This is a genomic window from Nocardia sp. NPDC050412 (assembly GCF_044458825.1).
Taxonomy (GTDB): domain Bacteria; phylum Actinomycetota; class Actinomycetes; order Mycobacteriales; family Mycobacteriaceae; genus Nocardia.
Window position 1 is genome coordinate 1 of the sequence record NZ_JBITIJ010000014.1, and the last position, 21,306, is coordinate 21,306.

Annotated in this window: 20 protein-coding genes; 9 read left to right on the forward strand and 11 right to left on the reverse strand. The window is 64.3% G+C overall.

What is annotated here, in order from left to right; genetic code table 11:
- Nucleotides 1-225: 225 nt before the first annotated feature.
- Nucleotides 226-687, reverse strand: coding sequence for an NUDIX domain-containing protein (locus tag ACIBI6_RS31780; protein ID WP_364349064.1), 462 nt, complete (start codon nt 685-687; stop codon nt 226-228).
- Nucleotides 688-984: 297 nt separating this feature from the next.
- Here ACIBI6_RS31780 and ACIBI6_RS31785 point away from each other — a divergent pair, with 297 nt between their 5' ends.
- Nucleotides 985-1,767 (forward strand): pirin family protein, encoded by a 783-nt coding sequence (locus tag ACIBI6_RS31785; RefSeq protein WP_364349061.1) that lies wholly within the window; start codon nt 985-987, stop codon nt 1,765-1,767.
- A gap of 85 nt (nt 1,768-1,852) precedes the next feature.
- Nucleotides 1,853-2,332 (forward strand): DUF4190 domain-containing protein, encoded by a 480-nt coding sequence (locus ACIBI6_RS31790; RefSeq protein ID WP_396958756.1) that lies wholly within the window; start codon nt 1,853-1,855, stop codon nt 2,330-2,332.
- On the opposite strand, the gene ACIBI6_RS31795 is transcribed toward ACIBI6_RS31790, so the two are convergent.
- Nucleotides 2,310-2,861: a hypothetical protein gene (locus ACIBI6_RS31795; RefSeq protein WP_396958757.1), complete on the reverse strand. Its 552-nt coding sequence runs from the start codon at nt 2,859-2,861 to the stop codon at nt 2,310-2,312. The two genes, ACIBI6_RS31790 and ACIBI6_RS31795, sit on opposite strands and share 23 nt — an antisense overlap.
- 132 nt (nt 2,862-2,993) lie before the next feature.
- Here ACIBI6_RS31795 and ACIBI6_RS31800 point away from each other — a divergent pair, with 132 nt between their 5' ends.
- The 3 genes from ACIBI6_RS31800 (at nt 2,994) to ACIBI6_RS31810 (ending at nt 6,366) form a co-directional block, all read left to right on the forward strand.
- Nucleotides 2,994-3,845 (forward strand): Scr1 family TA system antitoxin-like transcriptional regulator, encoded by an 852-nt coding sequence (locus ACIBI6_RS31800; RefSeq protein ID WP_364349052.1) that lies wholly within the window; start codon nt 2,994-2,996, stop codon nt 3,843-3,845.
- Nucleotides 3,846-3,855: 10 nt separating this feature from the next.
- A complete protein-coding gene (locus ACIBI6_RS31805; RefSeq protein WP_364349049.1) occupies nt 3,856-4,233 on the forward strand; it encodes a DUF397 domain-containing protein in 378 nt (125 codons plus the stop codon).
- A gap of 105 nt (nt 4,234-4,338) precedes the next feature.
- Nucleotides 4,339-6,366 carry a M13 family metallopeptidase gene (locus ACIBI6_RS31810; RefSeq protein ID WP_396958819.1) on the forward strand — a complete coding sequence of 676 codons (2,028 nt, stop codon included), beginning with the start codon at nt 4,339-4,341 and terminating at the stop codon, nt 6,364-6,366.
- A gap of 28 nt (nt 6,367-6,394) precedes the next feature.
- On the opposite strand, the gene ACIBI6_RS31815 is transcribed toward ACIBI6_RS31810, so the two are convergent.
- The 8 genes from ACIBI6_RS31815 to ACIBI6_RS31850 form a co-directional block, all read right to left on the reverse strand.
- Nucleotides 6,395-7,474 carry an ABC transporter ATP-binding protein gene (locus ACIBI6_RS31815; protein WP_396958758.1) on the reverse strand — a complete coding sequence of 360 codons (1,080 nt, stop codon included), beginning with the start codon at nt 7,472-7,474 and terminating at the stop codon, nt 6,395-6,397.
- 26 nt (nt 7,475-7,500) lie between these two features.
- On the reverse strand, nt 7,501-8,829 hold the full coding sequence (locus ACIBI6_RS31820) for an ABC transporter substrate-binding protein (RefSeq protein ID WP_396958759.1): 1,329 nt from the start codon (nt 8,827-8,829) through the stop codon (nt 7,501-7,503).
- Between the two features lie 16 nt (nt 8,830-8,845).
- Nucleotides 8,846-9,742, reverse strand: coding sequence for a carbohydrate ABC transporter permease (locus ACIBI6_RS31825; RefSeq protein ID WP_396958760.1), 897 nt, complete (start codon nt 9,740-9,742; stop codon nt 8,846-8,848).
- A gap of 39 nt (nt 9,743-9,781) precedes the next feature.
- Nucleotides 9,782-10,711: a carbohydrate ABC transporter permease gene (locus ACIBI6_RS31830; RefSeq protein ID WP_396958761.1), complete on the reverse strand. Its 930-nt coding sequence runs from the start codon at nt 10,709-10,711 to the stop codon at nt 9,782-9,784.
- Between the two features lie 557 nt (nt 10,712-11,268).
- Nucleotides 11,269-12,168, reverse strand: a complete 900-nt coding sequence (locus tag ACIBI6_RS31835) for an Ig-like domain-containing protein (protein ID WP_396958762.1) — start codon at nt 12,166-12,168, stop codon at nt 11,269-11,271.
- A 384-nt stretch (nt 12,169-12,552) separates the two neighbouring features.
- Nucleotides 12,553-13,944, reverse strand: a complete 1,392-nt coding sequence (locus tag ACIBI6_RS31840) for a cytochrome P450 (RefSeq protein WP_396958763.1) — start codon at nt 13,942-13,944, stop codon at nt 12,553-12,555.
- Between the two features lie 16 nt (nt 13,945-13,960).
- Nucleotides 13,961-15,184 carry a serine hydrolase domain-containing protein gene (locus tag ACIBI6_RS31845; protein WP_364349112.1) on the reverse strand — a complete coding sequence of 408 codons (1,224 nt, stop codon included), beginning with the start codon at nt 15,182-15,184 and terminating at the stop codon, nt 13,961-13,963.
- Nucleotides 15,185-15,269: 85 nt separating this feature from the next.
- Nucleotides 15,270-15,824 (reverse strand): DUF6764 family protein, encoded by a 555-nt coding sequence (locus ACIBI6_RS31850; RefSeq protein WP_364349025.1) that lies wholly within the window; start codon nt 15,822-15,824, stop codon nt 15,270-15,272.
- Between the two features lie 258 nt (nt 15,825-16,082).
- Here ACIBI6_RS31850 and ACIBI6_RS31855 point away from each other — a divergent pair, with 258 nt between their 5' ends.
- Entirely contained in the window at nt 16,083-16,736 is a 654-nt protein-coding gene (locus tag ACIBI6_RS31855) for a hypothetical protein (protein ID WP_364349022.1), read from the forward strand.
- A 40-nt stretch (nt 16,737-16,776) separates the two neighbouring features.
- Complete coding sequence (locus tag ACIBI6_RS31860) at nt 16,777-18,297, forward strand: MFS transporter (protein WP_396958764.1); 1,521 nt, start codon at nt 16,777-16,779, stop codon at nt 18,295-18,297.
- 44 nt (nt 18,298-18,341) lie between these two features.
- Here the strand turns inward: ACIBI6_RS31860 and ACIBI6_RS31865 are convergent, their stop codons facing one another.
- Nucleotides 18,342-19,016, reverse strand: coding sequence for a S1 family peptidase (locus tag ACIBI6_RS31865; RefSeq protein ID WP_364349016.1), 675 nt, complete (start codon nt 19,014-19,016; stop codon nt 18,342-18,344).
- A gap of 601 nt (nt 19,017-19,617) precedes the next feature.
- Between ACIBI6_RS31865 and ACIBI6_RS31870 the strand changes: the two genes are divergently transcribed.
- Together ACIBI6_RS31870 and ACIBI6_RS31875 are read left to right on the forward strand one after the other, a co-directional pair.
- On the forward strand, nt 19,618-20,436 hold the full coding sequence (locus tag ACIBI6_RS31870) for an ABC transporter permease (RefSeq protein ID WP_364349013.1): 819 nt from the start codon (nt 19,618-19,620) through the stop codon (nt 20,434-20,436).
- Between the two features lie 4 nt (nt 20,437-20,440).
- Nucleotides 20,441-21,304: an ABC transporter permease gene (locus ACIBI6_RS31875; RefSeq protein ID WP_364349009.1), complete on the forward strand. Its 864-nt coding sequence runs from the start codon at nt 20,441-20,443 to the stop codon at nt 21,302-21,304.
- Nucleotides 21,305-21,306: the final 2 nt, after the last annotated feature.

Genomic DNA, 21,306 nt, shown 5'->3' on the forward strand with positions numbered 1-21,306 from the left:
TCAGTGACGGGAGCTCGCGTCTGCGGCGCATGCGCTTCGACGGCTCGGACGCGAGACGGGCCGCGAACGGGTCGCTCGTAAGACTCGCTCCGTCGCGGTTGCGTCAGTGACGGGAGCTCGCGTCTGCGGCGCATGCGCTTCGACGGCTCGGACGCGAGACGGGCCGCGAACGGGTCGCTCGTAAGACTCGCTCCGTCGTGGTGGGCAATGTGGGTGTGTCCCGGATCAAACACAGTTGACCAGGGTGGAGATCGTTTCTCGCATATCCGGCGCCATCGGTAGATCGGCGAGCGTGGCGGCGTCGATCCAGGCGAAGGCGTCGTGTTCGCCGGGGGCCAGTGCGACCTCGCCCGGTTCCACCTCGACGATGAAGCTGTACTTGCGCACTCGGGGCTTGGTCCTGGTGGCGTAGTCGAAATCACCCAGGAACTCGGTGATTGCGCGCACCCGCAGCCCGGTCTCCTCGAAGAGTTCGCGCACCACGCATTCGGCCAGGGTTTCCCCGGATTCGACTCCGCCACCGGGCAGTTCGTACTTGCCGCCGTGGTAGTCGTCCGGGACGCGACGCACCACGAGGAGTTTGCGATCGCGGAATACCGCGACACCGACCACGAAATCGGTGATCCCGTCGCGCTGCGCCGCATCGCGGAGTTGCTGTTCGATGCGCGCGAGCACCTCGGTTCGCATCCGTTCGTCACCTCCGATTCCTTTGTGGCACATGATGTTACGAATCCGCTGTGTGCGCGTATAGACCCCCGACGTGCGGTGGCGGGCCGTGCCGGCCGCCGACTCGACTAACCGGTCGGTACTGCTCGCCTGTCGTTCACCCGCAGCCGCGAGTGACTCCCTCGCACGTCACTCGCGAAGATCAGCTCGCGTAAAATGCCGAGTGCAGGACAATTTACTAGGAATTCGGAGCACCAACGTCGTAAGTGCTCCTACCCTGAAAGGCGATCGGTGCACGGTCCCGAGAGGAGGACCATGATGTCCACACTCACGACACCACACATCGATATCCATCGCGGCGGCGATCGCATGAAAACGCGCGTGTCCTGGCTGGATTCGAAGCACTCGTTCTCCTTCGGGGAGCACTACGATCCCGACAACACCCATCACGGGCTGCTGCTCGTCAATAACGAGGATATTGTTTCCCCTGGTCAGGGCTTCGAAACCCATCCGCACCGGGATATGGAGATCGTGACCTGGGTACTGGGCGGCTCGCTGGTGCACCAGGATTCGCTCGGGCACACCGGCGTCATCTATCCCGGTCTGGCACAGCGGATGAGTGCGGGCACCGGAATCCTGCATTCGGAGAAGAACGACTCCTGGCGCCTGGACCACGGCACCGAACACGACCAGCCGGTCCATTTCGTGCAGATGTGGGTGGTGCCCGACGAGCCGGGCCTGGAGCCGGGGTACCAGCAGTTGGAGATCGACGACGAATTGGCGCGCGGCGGCCTGGTGACCGTGGCCTCCGGCCTGCCGCGCTATCGCGATCGGACCGCGATCGCCATCGGCAGCAGTCATTCGGCGATGCATGTGGCACGGCTGGTGGGTAGCGGGGAAACCGAGCAGGCGATCGACCTACCCGACGCGCCGTATCTGCATCTTTTCGTCGCCAGGGGCGAGGTGGAGATGGAGGGCGTCGGCCCGCTGTACTCGGGTGACGCCGTGCGCATGACCAGGTCGGGCGGCCAGCGGGTGACCGCCCACCAGCCCGCGGAGATCCTGGTCTGGGAGATGCACGCGCGGCTCGGCTCGAACTAACGCGCTCGGCGATTAACGTCCCCGCTGCGGGAGTGCGATCAGATGGCGAGCGCAAACGCAGGCGCATCGGCTGAGAGGAAGTCCCATGGCGCAATATCCGCCGCCCGGTCAATATCCACCACCGGGTCAGTACCCGCCGCCACCGGGTCAGGGGCAGCCGAACTATTGGCAGGAATCCCCGAAGCGCAAGGGCCTGGCGATCACCGCACTGGTGCTCGGCATCCTGGGGCTCCTGAGCTGCTGGACGCTGATCGGCGGCTATTTGTTCGGTTTTTTCGCGCTGATCTTCGGCATCATCGCGCTGGTCAAGATTCGTTCCGGTAGCGCGGGCGGCTCCGGCATGGCGATCACCGGATTGATCCTTGGTGTGCTCGCGCTGGTCGCCGCGGTCGTGCTCAGCATCGTCGGCTGGAGTTTCTTCGTCGACTCCGGCGGCAAGGACTATCTGGACTGTCTGCAGAAGGCGGGCGACGATCAGACCAAACAAAACGAGTGCCGGGACAAGTGGGAGCACAGTATCGAGCAGAGCTTCAGCGTGACGCTCACTCCACGCCCGACCCCTTGACAACACCCTTGATGCCCTTGACCACCGACCGACCGCCGCTATTCGCGCAGGTTCGGGTGGCGGCGATGACATCGCCGAGCTCAGGGCGGTAGTCGCCCTCCGGCGGTGCTATCCAGATCCGGTAGCCGCTGAGCTCATCGGTCGGTGATGGCAGCACGATCCGGGTGCCGGGTAGCGCGACCGAGGCGCATACCCGGAACAACTCCGGGAACAGTGTCATATCCAGGTACGAGTTATCGGTCGGACCGGTCAGGAAGGACCATCGGCTGGAGCGCGGATGCGCGATGATCGGTCCGGTCCGTCCGTAGGTGGCCAGCAGGTGGGCGCGCACCCGCTTGCCGAGTTCGGCGGGCATGACGACCGCGCCGACCGCGCCTACTTCCAACAGAATTCGCCCGAGTGCCGGATCGACGACCCCGTAGAGACCGTTGTCCTTGCGATAGCGGCGACATCGCGCCAAAGCGTCCTGGGCCGCCGCGAAATCCTGGGCTGCCAGGTAGCTACCCGATTCCATTCGCGACGTACTCATGAGGAACCTCGCCTCGACTCTGAGTGGATCGACGTAAAAACCAAAGTTGCCGGTGAAATCGACACTAGACCCGCACAAGTTCCTTGACAATAGTCACACGCCCAGTAAATTTCCGGCGTACCATCTCCGGCCATGGTGCCCGTTTCCCCAACAGTTGCTCGCTGGGAGCTGGTGCTGCGCCTGCGCGAATTGCGCGAACAGCGCGGCTTCGATTCGGCCACCTTCGCCAAGCGGGTCGGTTTCACCCCCGCGAACTGGTCGCACGTCGAGAAGGGGCGACGGGTGCTCACCACGAACACCATTGGCCCGGTGCTCGAACTGCTGGAGGTGGATGCCGAGGAACGCGCGGAGTTGCTGACGCTACTCGAGGCGAGTAAGCAGCGCGGCTGGTGGGCCAAATCGTCGGCCCTGATCGGTCCGGAACTGCAGCGGCTGTACGGCATGGAGTACGGCGCGCAGAGCATTCGCAGCTATGACAGTTTGGTCTTTCCGGGGCTGCTGCAATCCGAGGATTACGCGCGGGCGCTCATCAGTGCCGATGTGATGATCCGGCCGGTTCAGGTCGAGCAACTGGTAGCCATCCGGATGCGGCGCCAGGAGCGGTTGCGCGGCAAGCGGCCGGTCGAGCTGACCGCGGTCATCAGCGAGGGCACGCTGCTGCAGCAGACCGGTGGGCCGGAGGTGCTGCGCGGACAGTTGGAGTATTTGGCGAAGACGATCGAGCAGCTCGACAACATCGAGGTGCGGGTCATCCCGTTCGCGGCGCGGGCGGGCGCGGTGCTCGGCGGGTCCAGTTTCCACCTGATCGACTTCGCCGGTGAACAGCTGCCGACCTTCGCGTGGGCCGAGAGCGCGGTCTTCGGCGGCGCGGTCGACGATCCGGAACAGGTGCGCGATTTGAGCTTCGCTTACGTACGCGCACTGGAACAGTCGTTGAATCGTGCAGCATCATTGGCCCTGATCAGCAGGTATGCGCGAGTGTAAAATCCTGCTCATGGCCTCCACCGCTACCTTCCGGTCGGTTTTCACTGACTGGTTCACGTCGAGTCGATCGAACAACGGCAATCAATGCGTCGAGGTTCGGTTCGATGGTGACGCGGTGCTCATCCGTGACAGCAAATACCGCCGCAACCCGGCCAACCGCACCGCTGAAGAGCCCATCATCACCGTCACCGCGAGCCTTTGGACCTCGTTCATCAACCTTCTCAACAGCGGCCGATCGCATAACGAGCTGATCGTACAAACTTGCGCCGATGGCAGCGCTACCCTGCGTCACGGCGATATCACCCTCTCCTACACCCCCGAAGAGTGGGATGCCTTCATTGCCGGCGTGCGCGCCGGCGAATTCGATCGCATCATCCTGCCCGCCTGACCGCTTGCCCCCGGCCGTAGCGACTTTTGCAGGTCGCTCGAAACGACCAGCCGACGCGGCCGGGGCCAACCTCGGCGACGGCAACCTTCGCCCCATCTCTGCATACTGGACATCGTGACTTCCGATCTGAGCAGTCCCTCCGGTATCGATCTCTCCCACCTCGACCACGCCGTGCGCGTGCAGGACGACCTGTTCGCCCATGTCAACGGTGGGTGGCTGGATGCCTATGAGATACCGGCGGATCGTGCGGTCGACGGCGCCTTCCGGGCGCTGTACGACCAGGCGGAGCTGGATGTGCAGACGATCATCCAGCGGGCCGCGGACTCGGCGGCCGAGCACGGCAGCGACGCGCGCAAGATCGGCGATCTGTACTCGAGCTTCATGGACACCGATACGGTGGCCTCGCTTGGGCTCGCGCCCATCGCGGGGGAACTCACCGAGATTCACGAGGTCGCCGACCGCGGTGCCTTCGCCGCGCTACTGGGTCGCCTGCAGCGCACCGGTGTCGGCGGCGCGCTCGGCTTCTACGTCGACACCGACGACAAGGACTCCAACCGGTATCTGGTGCATGCCACCCAGTCCGGGATCGGACTGCCCGACGAGTCCTACTACCGGCAGGACGAATTCGCCGAGATCCGGGCCCAGTATGTCGAGCACATCGGCCGGATGTTCGCGCTCGCCGCCGCCGAACCGCAGATCGCCGCACTGCTACCCGCCGACCTGGCGATGGTCGGACAGCGGATCTTCGAATTGGAGCGCAAGCTCGCGGCCGGGCACTGGGATGTGGTGCGCCGCCGCGATGCCGAGTTGAGCTACAACCTCACCACCTACGACGCGCTGGTCGCCGAACATCCGGAATTCGATTGGCACGCTTGGACTTCCGCGCTCGCCGAGGGTATCTCGAAGTCGGGTCCCGACCTGTTCGCCGAAGTTGTTGTGCGCCAGCCGGATTACGTGCGAGCCTTCGCCCAGACCTGGGCGTCCGAACCGCTCGCCGACTGGCAGGCGTGGGCGATCTGGCGGCTGTTGCGGTCGCGGGCGGCCTATCTCACCGATCCGATCGTCGAGGAGAATTTCGACTTCTACGGCCGCACCCTCACCGGCGCGCAGGAGAATCGGGAGCGCTGGAAGCGCGGTGTTTCGCTGGTGCAGGATCTGCTCGGTGAGGCGGTCGGCAAACTGTATGTCGCCGAACACTTTCCGCCGGAGGCCAAGGCGCGGATGGTCGAGTTGGTCGCCAATCTGCAGGAAGCCTACCGCCGCAATATCGCCGACCTGGACTGGATGGGTCCGGATACCAGGGCGGCCGCGCTGGCCAAACTGGAGAAGTTCACCCCCAAGATCGGCTACCCGGACAAGTGGCGCGACTACTCCGCCATCGTCATCGTCCCGTCCGATCTGGTCGGCAACTACCGTCGCGGCTATGCCGCCGAACACGATCGGGATCTGAACAAGCTCGGCGGTCCGGTCGATCGCGGCGAATGGTTCATGACACCGCAGACGGTGAATGCCTACTACAACCCGGGCATGAACGAAATCGTGTTCCCCGCGGCCATTCTGCAGCCGCCGTTCTTCGATATGCACGCCGACGACGCCGCCAACTACGGCGGCATCGGCGCGGTGATCGGCCACGAGATCGGCCACGGTTTCGACGATCAGGGTGCCAAATACGATGGCGACGGCAATATGGTCGACTGGTGGACCGATGCCGATCGCACCGAATTCGGTAAGCGCACAAAGGCTTTGATCGACCAGTACAACGTGCTCTCGCCCAAGGCGCTATCCGACGACCACACCGTCAACGGCGAATTCACCATCGGCGAGAACATCGGCGACCTCGGCGGGCTGTCTATCGCCCTGGCCGCTTACCGTATTTCGCTCGAAGGCGAGCAGCCGCCGGTCATCGATGGTCTGACCGGTCTGCAGCGCGTCTTCTACGGCTGGGCGCAGGTGTGGCGGACCAAGGCCCGCAATGCGGAGGCCATCCGGCGCCTGGCCACCGACCCGCACTCGCCACCGGAGTTCCGTTGCAATGCGGTGGTCCGCAATATCGACAGCTTCCACGAGGCCTTCGATGTGAAGCCAGGTGATGAGCTGTATCTGGAACCCGCGCAGCGCGTCAAGATCTGGTGAGCACGCGGCGGACCGAGGACACCGCGCATCAGCGCAGGCGTTCCTCGGTTTCGCCGTCGAAGAAGAAGATCTCGTCGAGTTTCGGGCGCAGACGCAGGCGATCGCCCAGTGCCACTTGGAAGCGGCGGTCCACCCGGGCCACCACCTTGCCGGAGCGGCTGTTCCATTCATCGGTGACGCCGTGGCTGTAGATGAAGGATTCGGCGCCGAGTTCCTCGAGCAGTTCGGCGGCCACGGCGAGGCTGTTATCGGTTTCGGCGGTGGTTTCCCAGGATTCCGGACGGATGCCGACAATGACCCGCTCACCGGTTACGGTGCGGGGCAAGGGGATCCGGAGATCGCCCAGGACTGCCGCGCCCTCGTGGACCGGTGCGTCGAGCAGGTTCATACCGGGTGAGCCGATGAAGCCCGCGACGAAGGTATTGACCGGATCGTCGTAGAGCTCACGGGGTTTGGCGATCTGCTGGAGTTTCCCTTCGCGCAGTACCGCGACCCGATCGCCCATCGTCATGGCCTCGACCTGGTCGTGGGTGACATAGACGGTGGTGGTGCCGAGACGTTTCTGCAGCGCCGCGATTTGCGAGCGTGTGCTCACCCGCAGTTTCGCATCGAGATTGGACAGCGGTTCGTCCATGCAGAAGACCTGGGGGCGGCGCACGATGGCGCGTCCCATTGCGACGCGCTGGCGTTGTCCGCCGGAAAGATTCGCCGGTTTGCGGTCGAGCAGATGTTCGAGTTCGAGCATCTTGGCCGCCTCCTGCACGCGAACCGCGGTGTCCGTTTTGTTCATTCCGGCATTGCGCAGTGCGAAACCCATATTCTGCGCGACCGTCATATTCGGATAGAGCGCGTAGCTCTGGAATACCATCGCCACATCGCGGGACCGCGGCGGCAGTCCGGTGACGTCTTTACCGCTGATCAGAATGCGCCCCGCCGCAACGGATTCCAATCCGGCCAGCATCCGCAGACTGGTCGATTTGCCGCAACCCGATGGGCCGACGAGGACGATGAATTCCCCGTCGGCGATATCGAGTTCCAGGTTGTCGACGGCGGGCGTCCGCGCACCGGGATACAGATGCGTCACCCCGTCGAAGTGCACTGTTGCCACGGCGTCGATCTCCCTCTTCGTCGGTACTATTTGGGCAGCTTCGGCGTGATCTGCCGGTCGATAATGGTCTGCAGCTGACTGGCGACATTGGCGAAAGCCGTTGCCGGATCGGCATTCTGCAGACCGATCTGCTCCAGACCGGTGCCGATGATCTGGTCACCGCCGGGTACGAACACCCGTGCGTAATCCTGCGATTTGGTCACCGCGAGTTGCTCGATGGCGACCTTCGAATTCGGATTCTTCGCCAGGAAGTCGACCTCGCTCGGATCGGTCACCGCGGACTTGCGCACCGGCATATACCCGGTGCCCTGCGAGAAGTCCGCGGTATTGGTGGCATTGGTGATGAACTCGATGAACTTCAGCGCGTTCACCTTCCGCTGATCCGAGATCCGCGACGGGATCGCCAGCCCGGCACCGCCGGTGGTGACGCCGGGACCGTTGGGATGCGGTAGGAATGCGGTGCCGAATTCCAGTTTGCCCTCGGCATTCTTCTGGATGCCCTTCAGATCGCCGGTGGAGGCGATGGTCGAGGCGATGACGCCGGTGCCGAAGTCGACAGCGATCTGCGGTTTGATCCCCGCGTACTTCTTGCTGTGGATCATATCGCGCAGGAATTGGCCCGCCGCAATGGTTTTGGGGTCGGTGAACTTCAGCGTCCACTGATCGGAGTAGGCGCCGCCGAAGGTCCAGTTCGGGCCCTGGAAGGTCCAGGCCAGATAGTTCTTGGCATCACCCCAGCCGTGCGCGAGCTTGCCGTCGCCGACCACGGATTGAATCTTCGGACCCCAATCGTCGAACTCGGGCCAGCTCTGCGGGCCGCGGTCGGGCAGACCGGCCTTCGCCCACACGTCCTTGTTGTAGTAGAACAGCGGCGTCGAGCGCGCGTACGGCAGTGCGTAGTGCTTACCGTTGAAGACGTAGTCGGCGGTCAGCGAATCGACGTAGTCGTCGAGCTGCACTCCGGCATCGGCGAAGTGCGAGTCCAACGGTTCGATGGTGCCGTTGAGCGCGTAGTTGAACCACCAGACATCCGACAGCACAACGACATCGGGCAGCTCGCCGCCGGATAGCGCCGCATTGAATTTCTGCGACACTTCCTCGTAGTTCTTACCCGCGTCGACGAGATTGACCTTCAGATCCGGATGCTTCGCCTGGAACCGGTTGATCAGCTCGGCCTCGAGTTCCTTCGAGGTGCCGGGGTGATTCGACCAGAAGGTGATGGTGTTGGCGTCACCGGACTGCTTGCCGCCACCGCCGCTGCCCGCGCAGGCGGTCAGTGCGGTGCCCGACGCAAGCGCACCGGCCAGGCCGATGAATCCGCGCCGTGACAGTGCCGGGAATTGTGAAGTGGACACGGTTTCTCCTGTTCGGTCAACCCTTGACCGCACCCGAGGTGAGGCCCTTGATCATGTGGCGCTGTAGCAGCAGGAAGACGATGAGGATCGGCAGCATGGTCAGCAGCGTCCCCGCCATCACCGGTCCCCAATTGGTGACGCTCGGATTCTCGGTGTTCTGCAACAGGGTCAGGCCGACCGGCAGGGTGGCGACCCGGGTGTCATCGGCCATCAGGAACGGCCAGAGGTATTCGTTCCACTCGTTGACCAGCGTGACCACCGCGAAGGCCACCATGGTCGGTCCGGACATCGGCAGCACTACCCGGGTGAGCAGGCGCCACCAGTTGGCGCCGTCCATCCGGGCCGCCTCGATCACCTCCGAGGGCAGGGATAGGAAGTGGTTGCGCATCAGGAAGGTACCGAAGGCCACCCCGCAGAGCGGAATGATGATGCCCTGGAAGGTATTTCGCCAACCCAACTGGGCGATCAGGGCGTAATTGGAGATCACCGTGATCTGGTTGGGCACCATCAGCGCCGCGATGATCACCAGGAACACCAGGGTCTTGCCCGGAAACCGCAGGAACACCAGGCCGTAGGCGCTGAATACCCCGAGCACGAATTTCACCAGCGCGATGATCCCGGTGATGATCAGCGAATTGCGCAGGAACGTCCAGAACGGCAGCGTCGTGGTGGCGTCCTCGTAGTTCGCCGGATGCCAACTGTGCGGCCAGTACACCGCGGGCTGGGTGTAGATATCGGGACGTGCCTTGAACGATGTGATGAAGATCCAGAACAGCGGAACTCCGATGATGATCAGCACGCACACCATCGCGCCGTAGCCGAGCACCGTCACCGCGCGCTGCCTGCGGCGATACGAAAGCGTTTCTACGCTGTATCCATGGCGGCTCGCGCGGGTCGCTACGTGGTCACGCATGCTGCCTCCTGCGCGTCCGTCGCTCCGGCCGCGTGTGTTTCACTGCTCACCCCGATCCATGACGCGCACCTGGACCAGCGTGACGACCAGCAGCACGAGGAACATGATGGTGGCGACCGTCGCGCCGTAACCGGCCCGGAAGTTGCGGAAGGACTCCTGGTAGACCTGGTAGACCATGGTCGTGGTGCCGGTGCCCAGCGGCCCGCCGCGGGTCATCACATTGATGATGTCGAAGACCTGCAGCGAGTTCAGCAGTACCGTGATCGACAGGAAGAACGTCGTCGGGCGCAGTTGCGGCAGTAGCACTTTGGTGAACGTGGTCCAGCGGCTCGCACCGTCCATCTCGGCCGCCTCCATGAGATCGGCGCGGGTGCCCTGCAGTGCGGCCAGGTAGATGACGAAGGTGTAGCCGAGGTTCTTCCAGATATAGGTAACCGTCACCATGAACAGCGCCCAGTGCGGGTCCTGGTAGAAGTCCGGGACCTTGTCGAGGCCGATGCGGTGCAACACATCCTGGATCAGCCCGAAGCTGGGATCGAAGATGAACTGGAAGGCCACACCGATGGCCGCGCCGGAGATGACGAACGGCGCGAAGATGGCCGAGCGAACCAGATTGCGGCCGAACAGCTTACGGTCCAGCAGCAGGGCCAGCCCCAGGCCGAGCACCATGCTGCCGACCACCGCGGCCACGGTGAAAACCGCCGTATTGGTGACGATCTGCCAGGAGTCGTCGCGGCCCCACCACTCGCGGTAGTTCGCGAACCCGATGTAGGTCACGAAGTTGTCGGAGATATTGAAGTCGGTGAACGAGAGCCGGATATTGTCGGCCAGCGGGCGGTAGACGAACAGCGTCAGCAGCACCAGATTCGGCCCGAGCAACACCAGGAACAGCGCATAGTCCTGCCACGGCCGATTGCGCAGGCCGCGCCCGCGCGGCTGGGGCAGCACTCGTTCCGGCCTGGTTCGCACGGCCGAAACTTTACGGCGGCCAGCAAACGATCGGTTAACATCGACCGTCGAAACGCTGAACTTCTCGCGCGCTCCCCCGCCTCCCCGGACCTCTTGCAGGTCGTCGGGAGCGAGGGCATCTTCGTCGCGGCCCGGCGGTCGCGCGGGCGGCTGGGTGCTGGGCGTATCCGACGAGTTACCCATGTGCTGGTCCGCCTCGCCGGAACTTTGCGGTGCGAGTTTCGTCGCGGGCCGGGGGTGGTGTCGGTGGTTGGATGCTGGGCGTATCGGACGAGTTACCCATCTGCTGGTCCGCCTCCCCGAGCCTTTTGCCGGTCGCGGGTGCCGTGGGAGTTTCGACGCGGGCCGCCGGTCGTCGTGGTGAGTGGATTCTGGGCGTGCCCGGCGAGTTACCCATGTTCTCCCGAAATCAGCTGTTGCGTTGCGCTATTCGGGAGGTTAGCTGGCAACTGGTCCGTCGTCCGGAAAATCCGGAACACTCGAAGTGAAACAACGAACTCAGCCCAGGCTGATCGGGCCTGGGCTGAGTTGAGCTCGGGGAGACTTCGACCGGATGTCTAGTCGTTCCAGTCGCCGTAGCCGTCGCGGGCGTTGAGGGTGCCGCCCTTGGTGTTCTGGACGATCACCGGGTCACCCTTCTTGGCGTTCTCGAAGAACCACTTGGCGTTCTCGGTGCTGACGTTCAGGCAGCCGTGGCTGGCGTTCGAGACACCTTGCTGTGCGACCGACCACGGGGCCGCGTGCACGAAGATGCCGCTGTTGGAGATGCGCGTGGCGTACTCGACCTCGACCTTGTAGCCCTCGGGATCGGTGGTCGGCACACCGTAGGTGGACGAATCCATGGTCATCTTGCGCAGCTGCTCGCCGACGAAGTAGGTGCCGTTCGGGGTCTCGTGCTTGGTCTTACCCATCGAGGTCGGCATCGTCATGATCTCCTCGCCGTTGCGAGTGATCGTGATGGTGTGGGTGTCGTCGTCTGCGGTGGTGATGAAGGCGTCACCGATCCGGTATGCGGTGCGGGTGCCGCCCGCCTCAACGGTCACATCGGTATTGGCCGGCCAGAACTCGTTCGGCCGCCAGCGCACCTGCTTGTCGCTGAACCAGTAGAAGTGACCCGGCGCCGGATTCGAGGAGGTGATCTTGATGGCCTTCTCGGCGATGGCGTGGTCGGTCACCGGATCCTTGAAGTTGATGATGATCGGCTGCGCGACGCCGACGGTCTCGCCGTCACCGGGGCTGATGCTCGGCGGGGCGAAGTTCGCCGTTGCACCCGGATCGGTGGCGGTCGAGTTGGCGGAGCCGGTGCCCGGCAGTACCGGATCCGCCTGCGCCGGCGCGACGGCGGTGAAGCCGACCGCAGCGATCGCCGCCGACAATAGGATGCCCTGCCGGAGTCGGCGGGCTAGCGCTCCCCGACGAGGAGCAGTCGACGTCCCGGTGTGCAAAGCGGCATGCATAAGTTTCTCGTCCAATCCATCTCTCACCTACGCCGGTGGCGCGGCGAGATCTCTCATCGGTGTGGAGCTGCAGGGCGGTTCCACGAAGACCCTTCGTGGATTCCGTGCAAACGCCCACGGAAAAACGGCGCGGGGAACACAGAGCACCCCACGGGTATATGACGCACCCGACCCTGCCGTCTTTCCTACCGTCCAGGGCCATCCGTAGCCAGTGACGTTTCGGATTGATTCGTATCGACCACACGATGTGGCGAGCAACACATACATCGTTGGGGGTCATCATCTTTCGTGAAATTGGCCGGTCAGCTCGGTAACCCTCGAAGGAGCCGGACGGCCGTCAAGCCGGCCGACCCCCTTACGGGCCAAACTCCTTCGTGAGATAAATCACGAAACGACATCGAATGGGATCGACCGATGCGGCCCCGTCGCGATGTTGTGCGGCACCGACAGCGGCGCTCGCCCGCGCGCATAACGTGGCGGCAATCGCAGCTGCCGTCGACCGAGGATCGTGGCGAGGACGATCCGCAGTTCGTAATCGGCAAGCGACGCTCCGACGCACCGTCGATGTCCGCCGCCGAAGGATGCGAACTCGTACGGCCGGTACTTGCGCTCGATGAATCGCTGCGGCTCGAACAGCTCGGGATCGGTCCATACCGCGGGATCGGAATGCAACAGCGGCAGCACGATGCCCATAGTGTCGCCCGTCGCGAGCTCGACCCCACGCAGCGTGAACGGCGCGGTCAGCCTGCGCAGCACGATCGGCACCACGGGATGCAGCCGCAGTGTCTCCTGGCAGACCGCGTCCAGGAACGGCAGCCCGGCCAGCTCGAGCGGGGAAGCCTCGGGCCCGGCCGCGTGCAGTTCGGCGCGCAGGCGCTGCAGCACCTCGGGTTCCCGATGCAGATGGAACAGCGCCCACACCAGACTGGTCGCGGTGGTCTCGTGTCCGGCCACGAGCAGGGTGCGCAATTGTTCGCACAGATCGGCATCGGTGATCGAGGTGCCGTCGTCATAGCTGGTCGCGAGCAGTAGACCGAGAATGTCGGCGCCGATCGTGCCGACGGCCCGACGCCGCGCGATATCGGTCAGGATCAGTTCGTCGAGCCGCTCGCGCGCGGCAACGAACCGGTCCCATGGCGCCCGACCGAACAGCCCGTGGCGCAGTGCGGGCACCAGCATCAGTGGTCCGGAGTAGGCGGTGAGGAATTCCGCGATCGCGGCGGTGTATTCGGCGCGGCGCTCGTGGCTGTCCACCCCGAATACCGCCTCCAGAATCACCCGCAGCGTGATCGCCCGGGTCGCGGCGCGTGCATCGATGCGCGTGCCCGGTGTCCAGGCGGGACGGGATTCGCCTGTGCTGCCGGACATTTCGGCGATGGTGGACTCGCGGATGAGTTCGCCGTAGGCGCGGATCCGCACGCCGTGAAATGCGGGGGCGAGCAACGCCCGATCGCGCCGGTGGCGTTCGCCTGCGGCCAGGATGAGCGAGGCGGAGCCGACCAGCGGTTCGATCGGATTCGGTCGCGGCGGTTCGAGCAGCTCGGTCGGCGCGCGGAAGAGTTCACGGGCACCGTCGGCCGTGCCGGTGAACAGCACCGCGCCGAAACCAGGAAACCGCACGTAGAACGGGTCGCCTTCGCGTTCGCGTCGCCACCGGAAGTACCGCTCGAAATCGATACCCGCCGCCAACGCGTGCGCAACCATCATTCTCGGCGGGCGCGGCGTCGAGGGCGCGGCGTCCAGCGCCGTTTCGTCGGGTGTGCCCGCCTGCTCCATATCTATAGCTACGAACTCACAGTGGTCCCGGTTCGACCGACCCGGTCGGACGGACCCTGCGCACCGTATTGCTGGCGAGGGCGGCCAAGCGCGCGAGCCTGGCGTCCCCGAGCGCGGTCACCGCATTACCGAGTCGGTTGGTGACGAAGGCGATCGACATGCCGAGTTCGGGATCGGCATAGGCGCCCGAACCGCCGAGTCCGTAGTGGCCGAAGGCGTTTCGCGGCTGCTGCTTGGACATCACCACCGGTCGGTGATAGCCGAGAGTGAATTTCAGCGGCAGCCCGAGCACATAGTCGCGGCTGTCGGCCCGCTGCGTCTGATTGATGATCGAGATCGTCTCCGGTTGCAGGAACTGCGCAGCCTCGATGCCGTGACCACCGCGTTCGGGATCCAGCGCCTCGACCCGACCCGCATTCGCGAGGGCCCCATACATTCTGGCCAGTGCCCGCGCCGAGAAAACACCGTTCCAGCCGGGCATCACCGCATCGTGCACGCGCGGATCGCGTACCAGCTCGTCGAAACTCTCCGGCATACCCGCCTCGGCGAGTCCGCGAATCGGGCGCACCCAGGACAGCACCGATGACGCGGTATTCCAACGGATTCCGGGTGGATTCAGATGCGGAAAGATCTTGGCGATCCGGTAGCGCTCGGATTCCGGTACCCGGAACCAGAATTCGTCATAGCCGATTGGTTCCGCGATCTCGCGTCGCACCACATCGATGAACGGATCACCGGTGACGCGCTGCACGATCTCGGCCACCAGCCAGCCGAAGGTGATCGCGTGATAGCCGGATGTACGGATGCGCCGCGGATCGGCCGGACTCTCGGCCAGCGCCGCCACCACCGCGTAGTAGTCGAGGATGCCTTCCCGGCCGGGGACCAGACCGCGGACCCGATGCAGGCCAGCGCGGTGCGAGAGCACATCGCGCACCGTTATGTCGTCCTTGCCGTGTGCGCCGAATTCCGGCCAGTAAGTCGCGACCGGCGCCTCGTACTCGATCAGCCCACGCTCGGCCAGCCGGTGCACCACGGTCGCGGCGACGCCCTTGCCGGTGGAGAAGGTGAGTGCCACATTGTCGCCGTTCCAGCGCCGATCCTTGGCAGCCCAGCCCGCCCAGATATCGACGACGGGTCGACCGTCGAGATAGATCGCGAGCGCGCCGCCACCGCGCGTCGGCTGGGCGAACATGCCGAAGAAATGGTCGGCTAGGCGCACGAACCTCGGATCGACGAGCATCTCCCGTGGCGCCGCTGGCCACCGATCCGGTGCGGGGAAGGCTGAAACCACGGGGCACCTCCTGCTGCTGGCTGGGGCCGAATTCTCAGCCTAACTCGGATCGTGTCGATTGCCAGCGACCGAAAGGCGTGGTCAGACAGGTCGCACCGGTTGCCGAATTCCACGCGAAGGCCGCCGTGCCCAGGCAAACCACCGCGCTGTCGGCGGTCGCGACCTGTGCCCGCGAGCCATCCAGGGCGATCGATACCGCGAACAGCGGGATTGGCGGGTTCGGTTGGTCGGTCTCGGAATCCGTTGCCGCAGCGGTGATCGAGGTCAGCGCGATGGCATCGGCCCCGTAGCCGAGCGCGATCGGAATTCCGCCGACCCCGTCGCTGGCGCCGACCCCGCCCGCCGCACCGATACCGAGTGCGGCGGCACCGACGCCCGCATGGGCGTAGCCGACGCCGTCGTATCCGGCCGCCCATGCCCGTCCGTAGGCTTCGGCCGCGGCCCGGCACGCGGTGCTTCCGTCGATCACGGTGACATCCGTCCCGCCTTCGGAGGCGCAGTGCACACCGGTTGCCGAGGCCACCGCGGGCAGGATCAGCGCGGCGCCGAATGCGGCGGTAGCGCAGGTAATGGCGCTGATCAGCGTCACGGACGAGCCCCTTTCACACTGGAAACCTCACCCTACCCAGATCGGTTGCTGGAAAGCCGATTCCGCTGGCGGGCCGCGGTGCGGCAGTGATCGAACCAACACTTCGGCCGGCACTGTGCTGCCACGATTGGGGTGCTGTCGACTCGACGCGCCCGCGCCCGGTGGTGTATGCATGGCGTGGTATTTCACGTATTTCTAGATCACTTCGGATTCCGGCGGGGGTATGAGTTCGGAGCGTTACAGCCGGGAGGACTGTAAGTGTCTCGTCAACCGATCTCGGGTCGCCTCGCGACGGCGGCCATCGCCGCGGTCGCCGTTGTCGCCGCGCTCTCGCTAGCGGGCTGCGGCAATAAGATCAGCGGCAACGCCCAGCCCGCTATTGGTAACGGGACCATCGATGCGGTCTCGTCCACCAACACGCCGAAAACCTCGGGAGCCAGGCCCACCACCAGCGCCCGCCCGACCTCGGGTAAGCCGACGGCGACCACTTCGGCGACCAAGGGCGGCAGCACCGACTTCCAGGCCAGTGTCGGTGACTGTGTGACGCTCGGCGGCACCACCGATAACGCCACCATCGCCAAGGCCTCCTGCGGTAGCCGGGCCTCGAACTACAAGGTCATCGGCAAGGCGGCGACCAGTTCGCAGTGCGTCGCCGATCGCGACAGCGCCTACTTCGAAACCCTCAACGGCACGCAGCAGGGCGCGATCTGCCTGGATATCGATTGGGTCGTCGGTGGCTGTATGGATATCGGCGGCGAGGATCCCAAGCGCATCGATTGCACCGAACGCGTCAGCCAGGGCGTGAAGGTGACCAATATCCAGCAGGGTGCCGACGATGCGAGCGTCTGCGGCAGCAGCAGCGGCTTCGAATACCCGACGCGGCACTTCGTGGTCTGCGTCCAGAATCTCTGACCGCCACGAAAATCCCCGCCCTGGCGGCTACGTTGGGTCGGTGAGTTCTGAGTTACCCCGGCTGGGTTCGGCCACCGGCCGCTGGATCCTGCTGGCCACTATCCTCGGTTCGTCGGTGGCCTCACTGGATGCCACCGTCGTCAATATCGCGCTGCCGCGCATCGGCGAATCCCTCGACACCGATGTCGCGGGCCTGCAATGGACGCTCAACGGCTATACCCTGACCCTGGCCTCGTTCATCCTGCTCGGCGGCTCGCTCGGCGATCATCTCGGCCGTCGCAAGGTGTTCGTCTGGGGTGTCATCGGTTTCGCGCTGGCCTCGGTACTCTGCGGCGCCGCGGTGAATATCGAGATGCTCGTCCTCGCCCGGATCCTGCAGGGTGTGGCGGGCGCGATGCTCACTCCCGGCAGTCTGGCCCTGATCTCCTCATCCATCGACCAACGCGATCAGGGCGCGGCGATCGGCCTGTGGTCCGGTTTCGGCGGTGTCGCGGGCGCACTCGGTCCATTCCTCGGCGGCTGGCTGATCGAGTTGGCGGGCTGGCAGTCCATCTTCTTCATCAATGTGCCGCTCGCGGTGGTCGTCGTACTCGTCACGCTGCGACATGTGCCGGAGAGCCACGACCCGAATGCCTCGGCGCGACTGGATATTCCCGGTGCGATTGTGGTCGCGTTGGCGCTCGGCGCGCTGACCTTCGGTCTGATCGATGCGATGCCGCTGCTGGTGGTCGTCGGTCTGCTGCTGCTCACGGTCTTCGTGGTGATCGAAATGCGCAGCGATCATCCGCTGGTGCCGCCGTCGCTGTTCGCTGGCACGTTTTCGCCGGGCGCGGGGCGCTCCGTGGTTACGCAGGCCGGCTCCTCCGGGCCCGTTGCTTCCGGCGGCCGGGTCTTCACCGCCGCGAATCTGGTCACACTCGCGGTCTACGCCGCGCTCGGCGGTGTCTTTTTCCTTCTGGTGATGCAGCTGCAACTGGTGGCGAAGTACACCCCGTTGATGTCGGGGGTGGCCACCGTGCCGGTCACATTGATCATGCTGGTGCTTTCCGCGCCCGCGGGCCGGTGGGCGCAGGTGCACGGTGCGCGCATTCCGATGACGCTCGGCCCGTTGCTCGCCGCGCTCGGCCTGGTGTTGCTGCTGCGCATCGGACCCGACACCACCTATCTGACAGATGTACTGCCTGGCGTGCTGGTCTTCGGTCTCGGTCTTTCGGTATTGGTCGCCCCGCTCACCGGCGCGGTACTGGGCGCGGTGCCCGCCAGTGAGGCGGGTATCGCCTCCGGGGTGAACAATGCCGTCGCCCGTACCGCTCAGTTGCTGGCTGTCGCGGCGTTGCCCGGCCTTGCCGGAATCTCCGGGTCGCTGAGTGACCCCGTCGAATTCGACCGCGGCTTCGGCGTCGCGATGTGGATCTGTGTCGGCCTGCTGGTGGCCGGTGCACTTATCGCGGCGGTACTACTGCGCGCACCGCGACGCGCGGCGACGCTGGACAACGTCGACTGCATGCCGCAGTGCGCGGTGGCGGGCCCGGCGCTGGCCCCGCTCCACAAAACAGAATGAGCGGGTCATTCGACCCGCTCATTCGGTATTCGGCTCGAGCCCGGCTAGATCGGGTTGAAGCCCGCCCCGACGTCGCCACGGGCATTGATATCGCCCATGATCGAGCTCATATTGGTGCCGACCTCGGGTCCGAAGCAGGCGATGGCGAGATAGGCGTTCACCATCCCGACCAGCGTGTTGCCGACGACGACCGGTGCCCCGGAATCGCCCTCGACCACACACATCTGCGCCCAGGTTTCCATATTGGTGCCGAAGACATCGCCGTAGGCGAGGCCGCAGGTGTTACCGGTGGTGCGGCCTTCCTTGCAGACGATCATCGGGAACTGGGCCGGGCCGCCGATCCCGGTGATGGTGACATTGCCGATCCGGTTGACCGGGATGATCTTGCTCGGATCGAACTGGATGATGGCGTAGTCGAGATCGTGGTTGGAGTAGACGAACCGGCCGACCACGCCTGCGCCGCGGTCGAGTTCGGCGTATACCTGAGCGCCCGGGTCGCCGCAGTGGCCCGCGGTCAGGCCGACCAACCGGCCCGCGCCGTCGTAACCGACGGTGGTAACAGTGCATTCGAACTGATTATCGATAATGATTCCCGACCCACCGCCGATGACGGGTGGCCCCGGCGCGGCGTCCGCGGTCCCGGCCCCCGTCGCGACCAGTGCCGCACCAAGGGCTACGGCGAAGGCGGCGTTGGCCACCTTGGCGAGTTTGCTGAACATGTCCCTCCAGACGTCGGAAGTCCGCACGATATCAATCTGTCGCACCCATCGTGTCAGTATTCGGCTCCGGGCGCGTCCTGTATCCGTAGCGATCGCTTGCGGGTCGCTCGAAACGGTTGGTCTTCGGTGTCGAAGGCGTCGGCGGAGAACGCACATTTTTCGACATTTAGAGTGCAGCGTCTCATTTTCTCGCGATAGCGAAGCTCTATTACTGTAATCGTCGCAATGCGCCCGATTGCGTTTCAGTTGTATGTTGATCGGTGTCGCAGAAGCCATTCGAATCGCGCGAAGATTTTGCATGAATATTATCCGCGCAAATAGTAGAACTGGCCATACGCGGGGCTGATCGCGACAGGTGGAACTGTAACCTGTTCTAGAAGTATCTCCGTTAACTTTGGGACCAATCCCAAGCGTCGGGCCACTGCTCATAGCGTTTTCCCAACAGGGACTCCTATATATGACTGCAATCACACGGTGATGGTGTGTTCTGCACTACTCCGTAGTAAGGTGCGTCAAGCAAACAAGTCGTCGGGGTTTGGTTACCGGCGTCGAGAGGGGTTAGCCAGTGCAGTCGACCAAGAGTCCACCAGCGCAATCACGGATGAGTGATGCGGCCGATTGGACGAAGGCCTACTGGGAAGACCATCCGAAGCGCTCCTTGGAGACCTTCGGTAGACAGATCACGATGGGGTTCGCGGCGGTCGCCGAGTTGTTCATCGCGATATTCCGACGCCGCTTTCCCTATCGGGAGTTCATCCGCCAGTGTGCGTTCATGTCCAGTGTCGCCGCGGCACCGACGCTGCTGGTCGCCATCCCGATCGGCGTGATCGTTTCCATCCAGGTCGGCGCGGTCGCCGGCCAGGTGGGTGCGACCTCGTTCATCGGCGCGGCGAACGGTCTGGGCATCATTCAGCAGGGTGCGCCGCTGGTCACCTCGCTGATGATCGCGGGCGCGGTCGGTTCGGCGATCACCGCCGATCTCGGTTCGCGCACCATCCGCGAAGAGATCGATGCGATGCGGGTGATGGGCGTGGATCCGCTGCGTCGGCTGGTCGCGCCCCGGCTCGGTGCGGCCATGCTGGTCAGCGTATTGCTCTGTGGCTTCGTCGTATTCGTCGGATTTTTGACTGGCTACATTTTCAATATTTTCGCGCAGAACGGCACCCCGGGTTCCTATATCGGCACCTTCTCCTCGTTCGCCGTCACCATCGATCTGCTTGTCGCACTGGTGAAATCGTTGATCTTCGGGTTGCTCGCGGCGATCATCGCCTGTGATACCGGGCTCAATACCCGAGGCGGTCCGGGCGGCGTCGCCAACTCGGTGAACTCCGCGGTGGTCAGTTCCGCCATCATGTTGTTCGGCGTGAACTTGATCATCACCCAGATCTACAACGTTCTCCTCCCCCCACAGGTGGTCTGAGCCGGTGTCAACAACCTATATACCGCCGCTGCTGCGGCCACTTCGGCAAATAAAGAAGTCCGCGCAGATCCCGGTGGATATGGTCGCGCGTCTGGGGCACCAGGTGTTCTTCTTTCTGCGGTCGGTGGGCTCGATCCCGTTGGCGTTGCGGCACTATCCGAAGGAAGTCTGGCGGCTGCTTTCGGATGTCACCTGGGGCAACGGCAGCCTGGTCGTCGGTGGCGGCACCATCGGCGTCATCCTCATCCTCAGCGCGTTCGGCGGGATGACGGTCGGCATCCAGGGCTATACCTCACTGAATCTGCTCGGCCTGAGCCCGATCACCGGCGCCATCTCGGCGTTCGCGACCACCAGGGAGTTGGGGCCGCTGCTCGCGGCACTCGCCTTCGCCGCCCAGGCCGGCTGTCGATTCACCGCGCAACTCGGCGCGATGCGTATCTCCGAGGAGATCGACGCACTCGAGTCGATCGCGATCCGGCCGCTGCCGTATCTGGTGAGCACCAGGATGTTCGCGGCGATGATCGCCATCGTTCCGCTCTATTGCCTCGGCCTGGCCATGGCCTACATTTCGTGCTCGCTCACTGTGCAGCTGATCGGCAACACCTCCAGCGGTACCTACGCGCACTACTTCTATCAGTTCCTGATACCAGGAGACGTGCTCTACTCGCTACTCAAGGCGATGGTGTTCGTCGCGATCACCACGTTCATCCAGTGCTACTACGGCTTTTTCGCCTCGGGCGGTCCAGAGGGTGTGGGTGTCGCGGCCGGTCGGGCCATCAAGATGTGCATCATCATCGTGGTTTTCGCGGACCTGTTCATGACATTGGCAATCTGGGGCGTCAATCCCGGCATCCGGATCTCGGGGTAGGA

What these genes read in the sequence shown, in the direction of transcription:
- ACIBI6_RS31780 (WP_364349064.1), bottom strand. Translation starts at nt 687, where the DNA reads ATGCGAACCGAGGTGCTCGCGCGCATCGAACAGCAACTCCGCGATGCG.
- ACIBI6_RS31785 (WP_364349061.1), top strand. Translation starts at nt 985, where the DNA reads ATGTCCACACTCACGACACCACACATCGATATCCATCGCGGCGGCGAT.
- ACIBI6_RS31790 (WP_396958756.1), top strand. Translation starts at nt 1,853, where the DNA reads ATGGCGCAATATCCGCCGCCCGGTCAATATCCACCACCGGGTCAGTAC.
- ACIBI6_RS31795 (WP_396958757.1), bottom strand. Translation starts at nt 2,861, where the DNA reads ATGAGTACGTCGCGAATGGAATCGGGTAGCTACCTGGCAGCCCAGGAT.
- ACIBI6_RS31800 (WP_364349052.1), top strand. Translation starts at nt 2,994, where the DNA reads ATGGTGCCCGTTTCCCCAACAGTTGCTCGCTGGGAGCTGGTGCTGCGC.
- ACIBI6_RS31805 (WP_364349049.1), top strand. Translation starts at nt 3,856, where the DNA reads ATGGCCTCCACCGCTACCTTCCGGTCGGTTTTCACTGACTGGTTCACG.
- ACIBI6_RS31825 (WP_396958760.1), bottom strand. Translation starts at nt 9,742, where the DNA reads ATGCGTGACCACGTAGCGACCCGCGCGAGCCGCCATGGATACAGCGTA.
- ACIBI6_RS31835 (WP_396958762.1), bottom strand. Translation starts at nt 12,168, where the DNA reads ATGCATGCCGCTTTGCACACCGGGACGTCGACTGCTCCTCGTCGGGGA.
- ACIBI6_RS31840 (WP_396958763.1), bottom strand. Translation starts at nt 13,944, where the DNA reads ATGGAGCAGGCGGGCACACCCGACGAAACGGCGCTGGACGCCGCGCCC.
- ACIBI6_RS31845 (WP_364349112.1), bottom strand. Translation starts at nt 15,184, where the DNA reads ATGCTCGTCGATCCGAGGTTCGTGCGCCTAGCCGACCATTTCTTCGGC.
- ACIBI6_RS31865 (WP_364349016.1), bottom strand. Translation starts at nt 19,016, where the DNA reads ATGTTCAGCAAACTCGCCAAGGTGGCCAACGCCGCCTTCGCCGTAGCC.
- ACIBI6_RS31870 (WP_364349013.1), top strand. Translation starts at nt 19,618, where the DNA reads ATGAGTGATGCGGCCGATTGGACGAAGGCCTACTGGGAAGACCATCCG.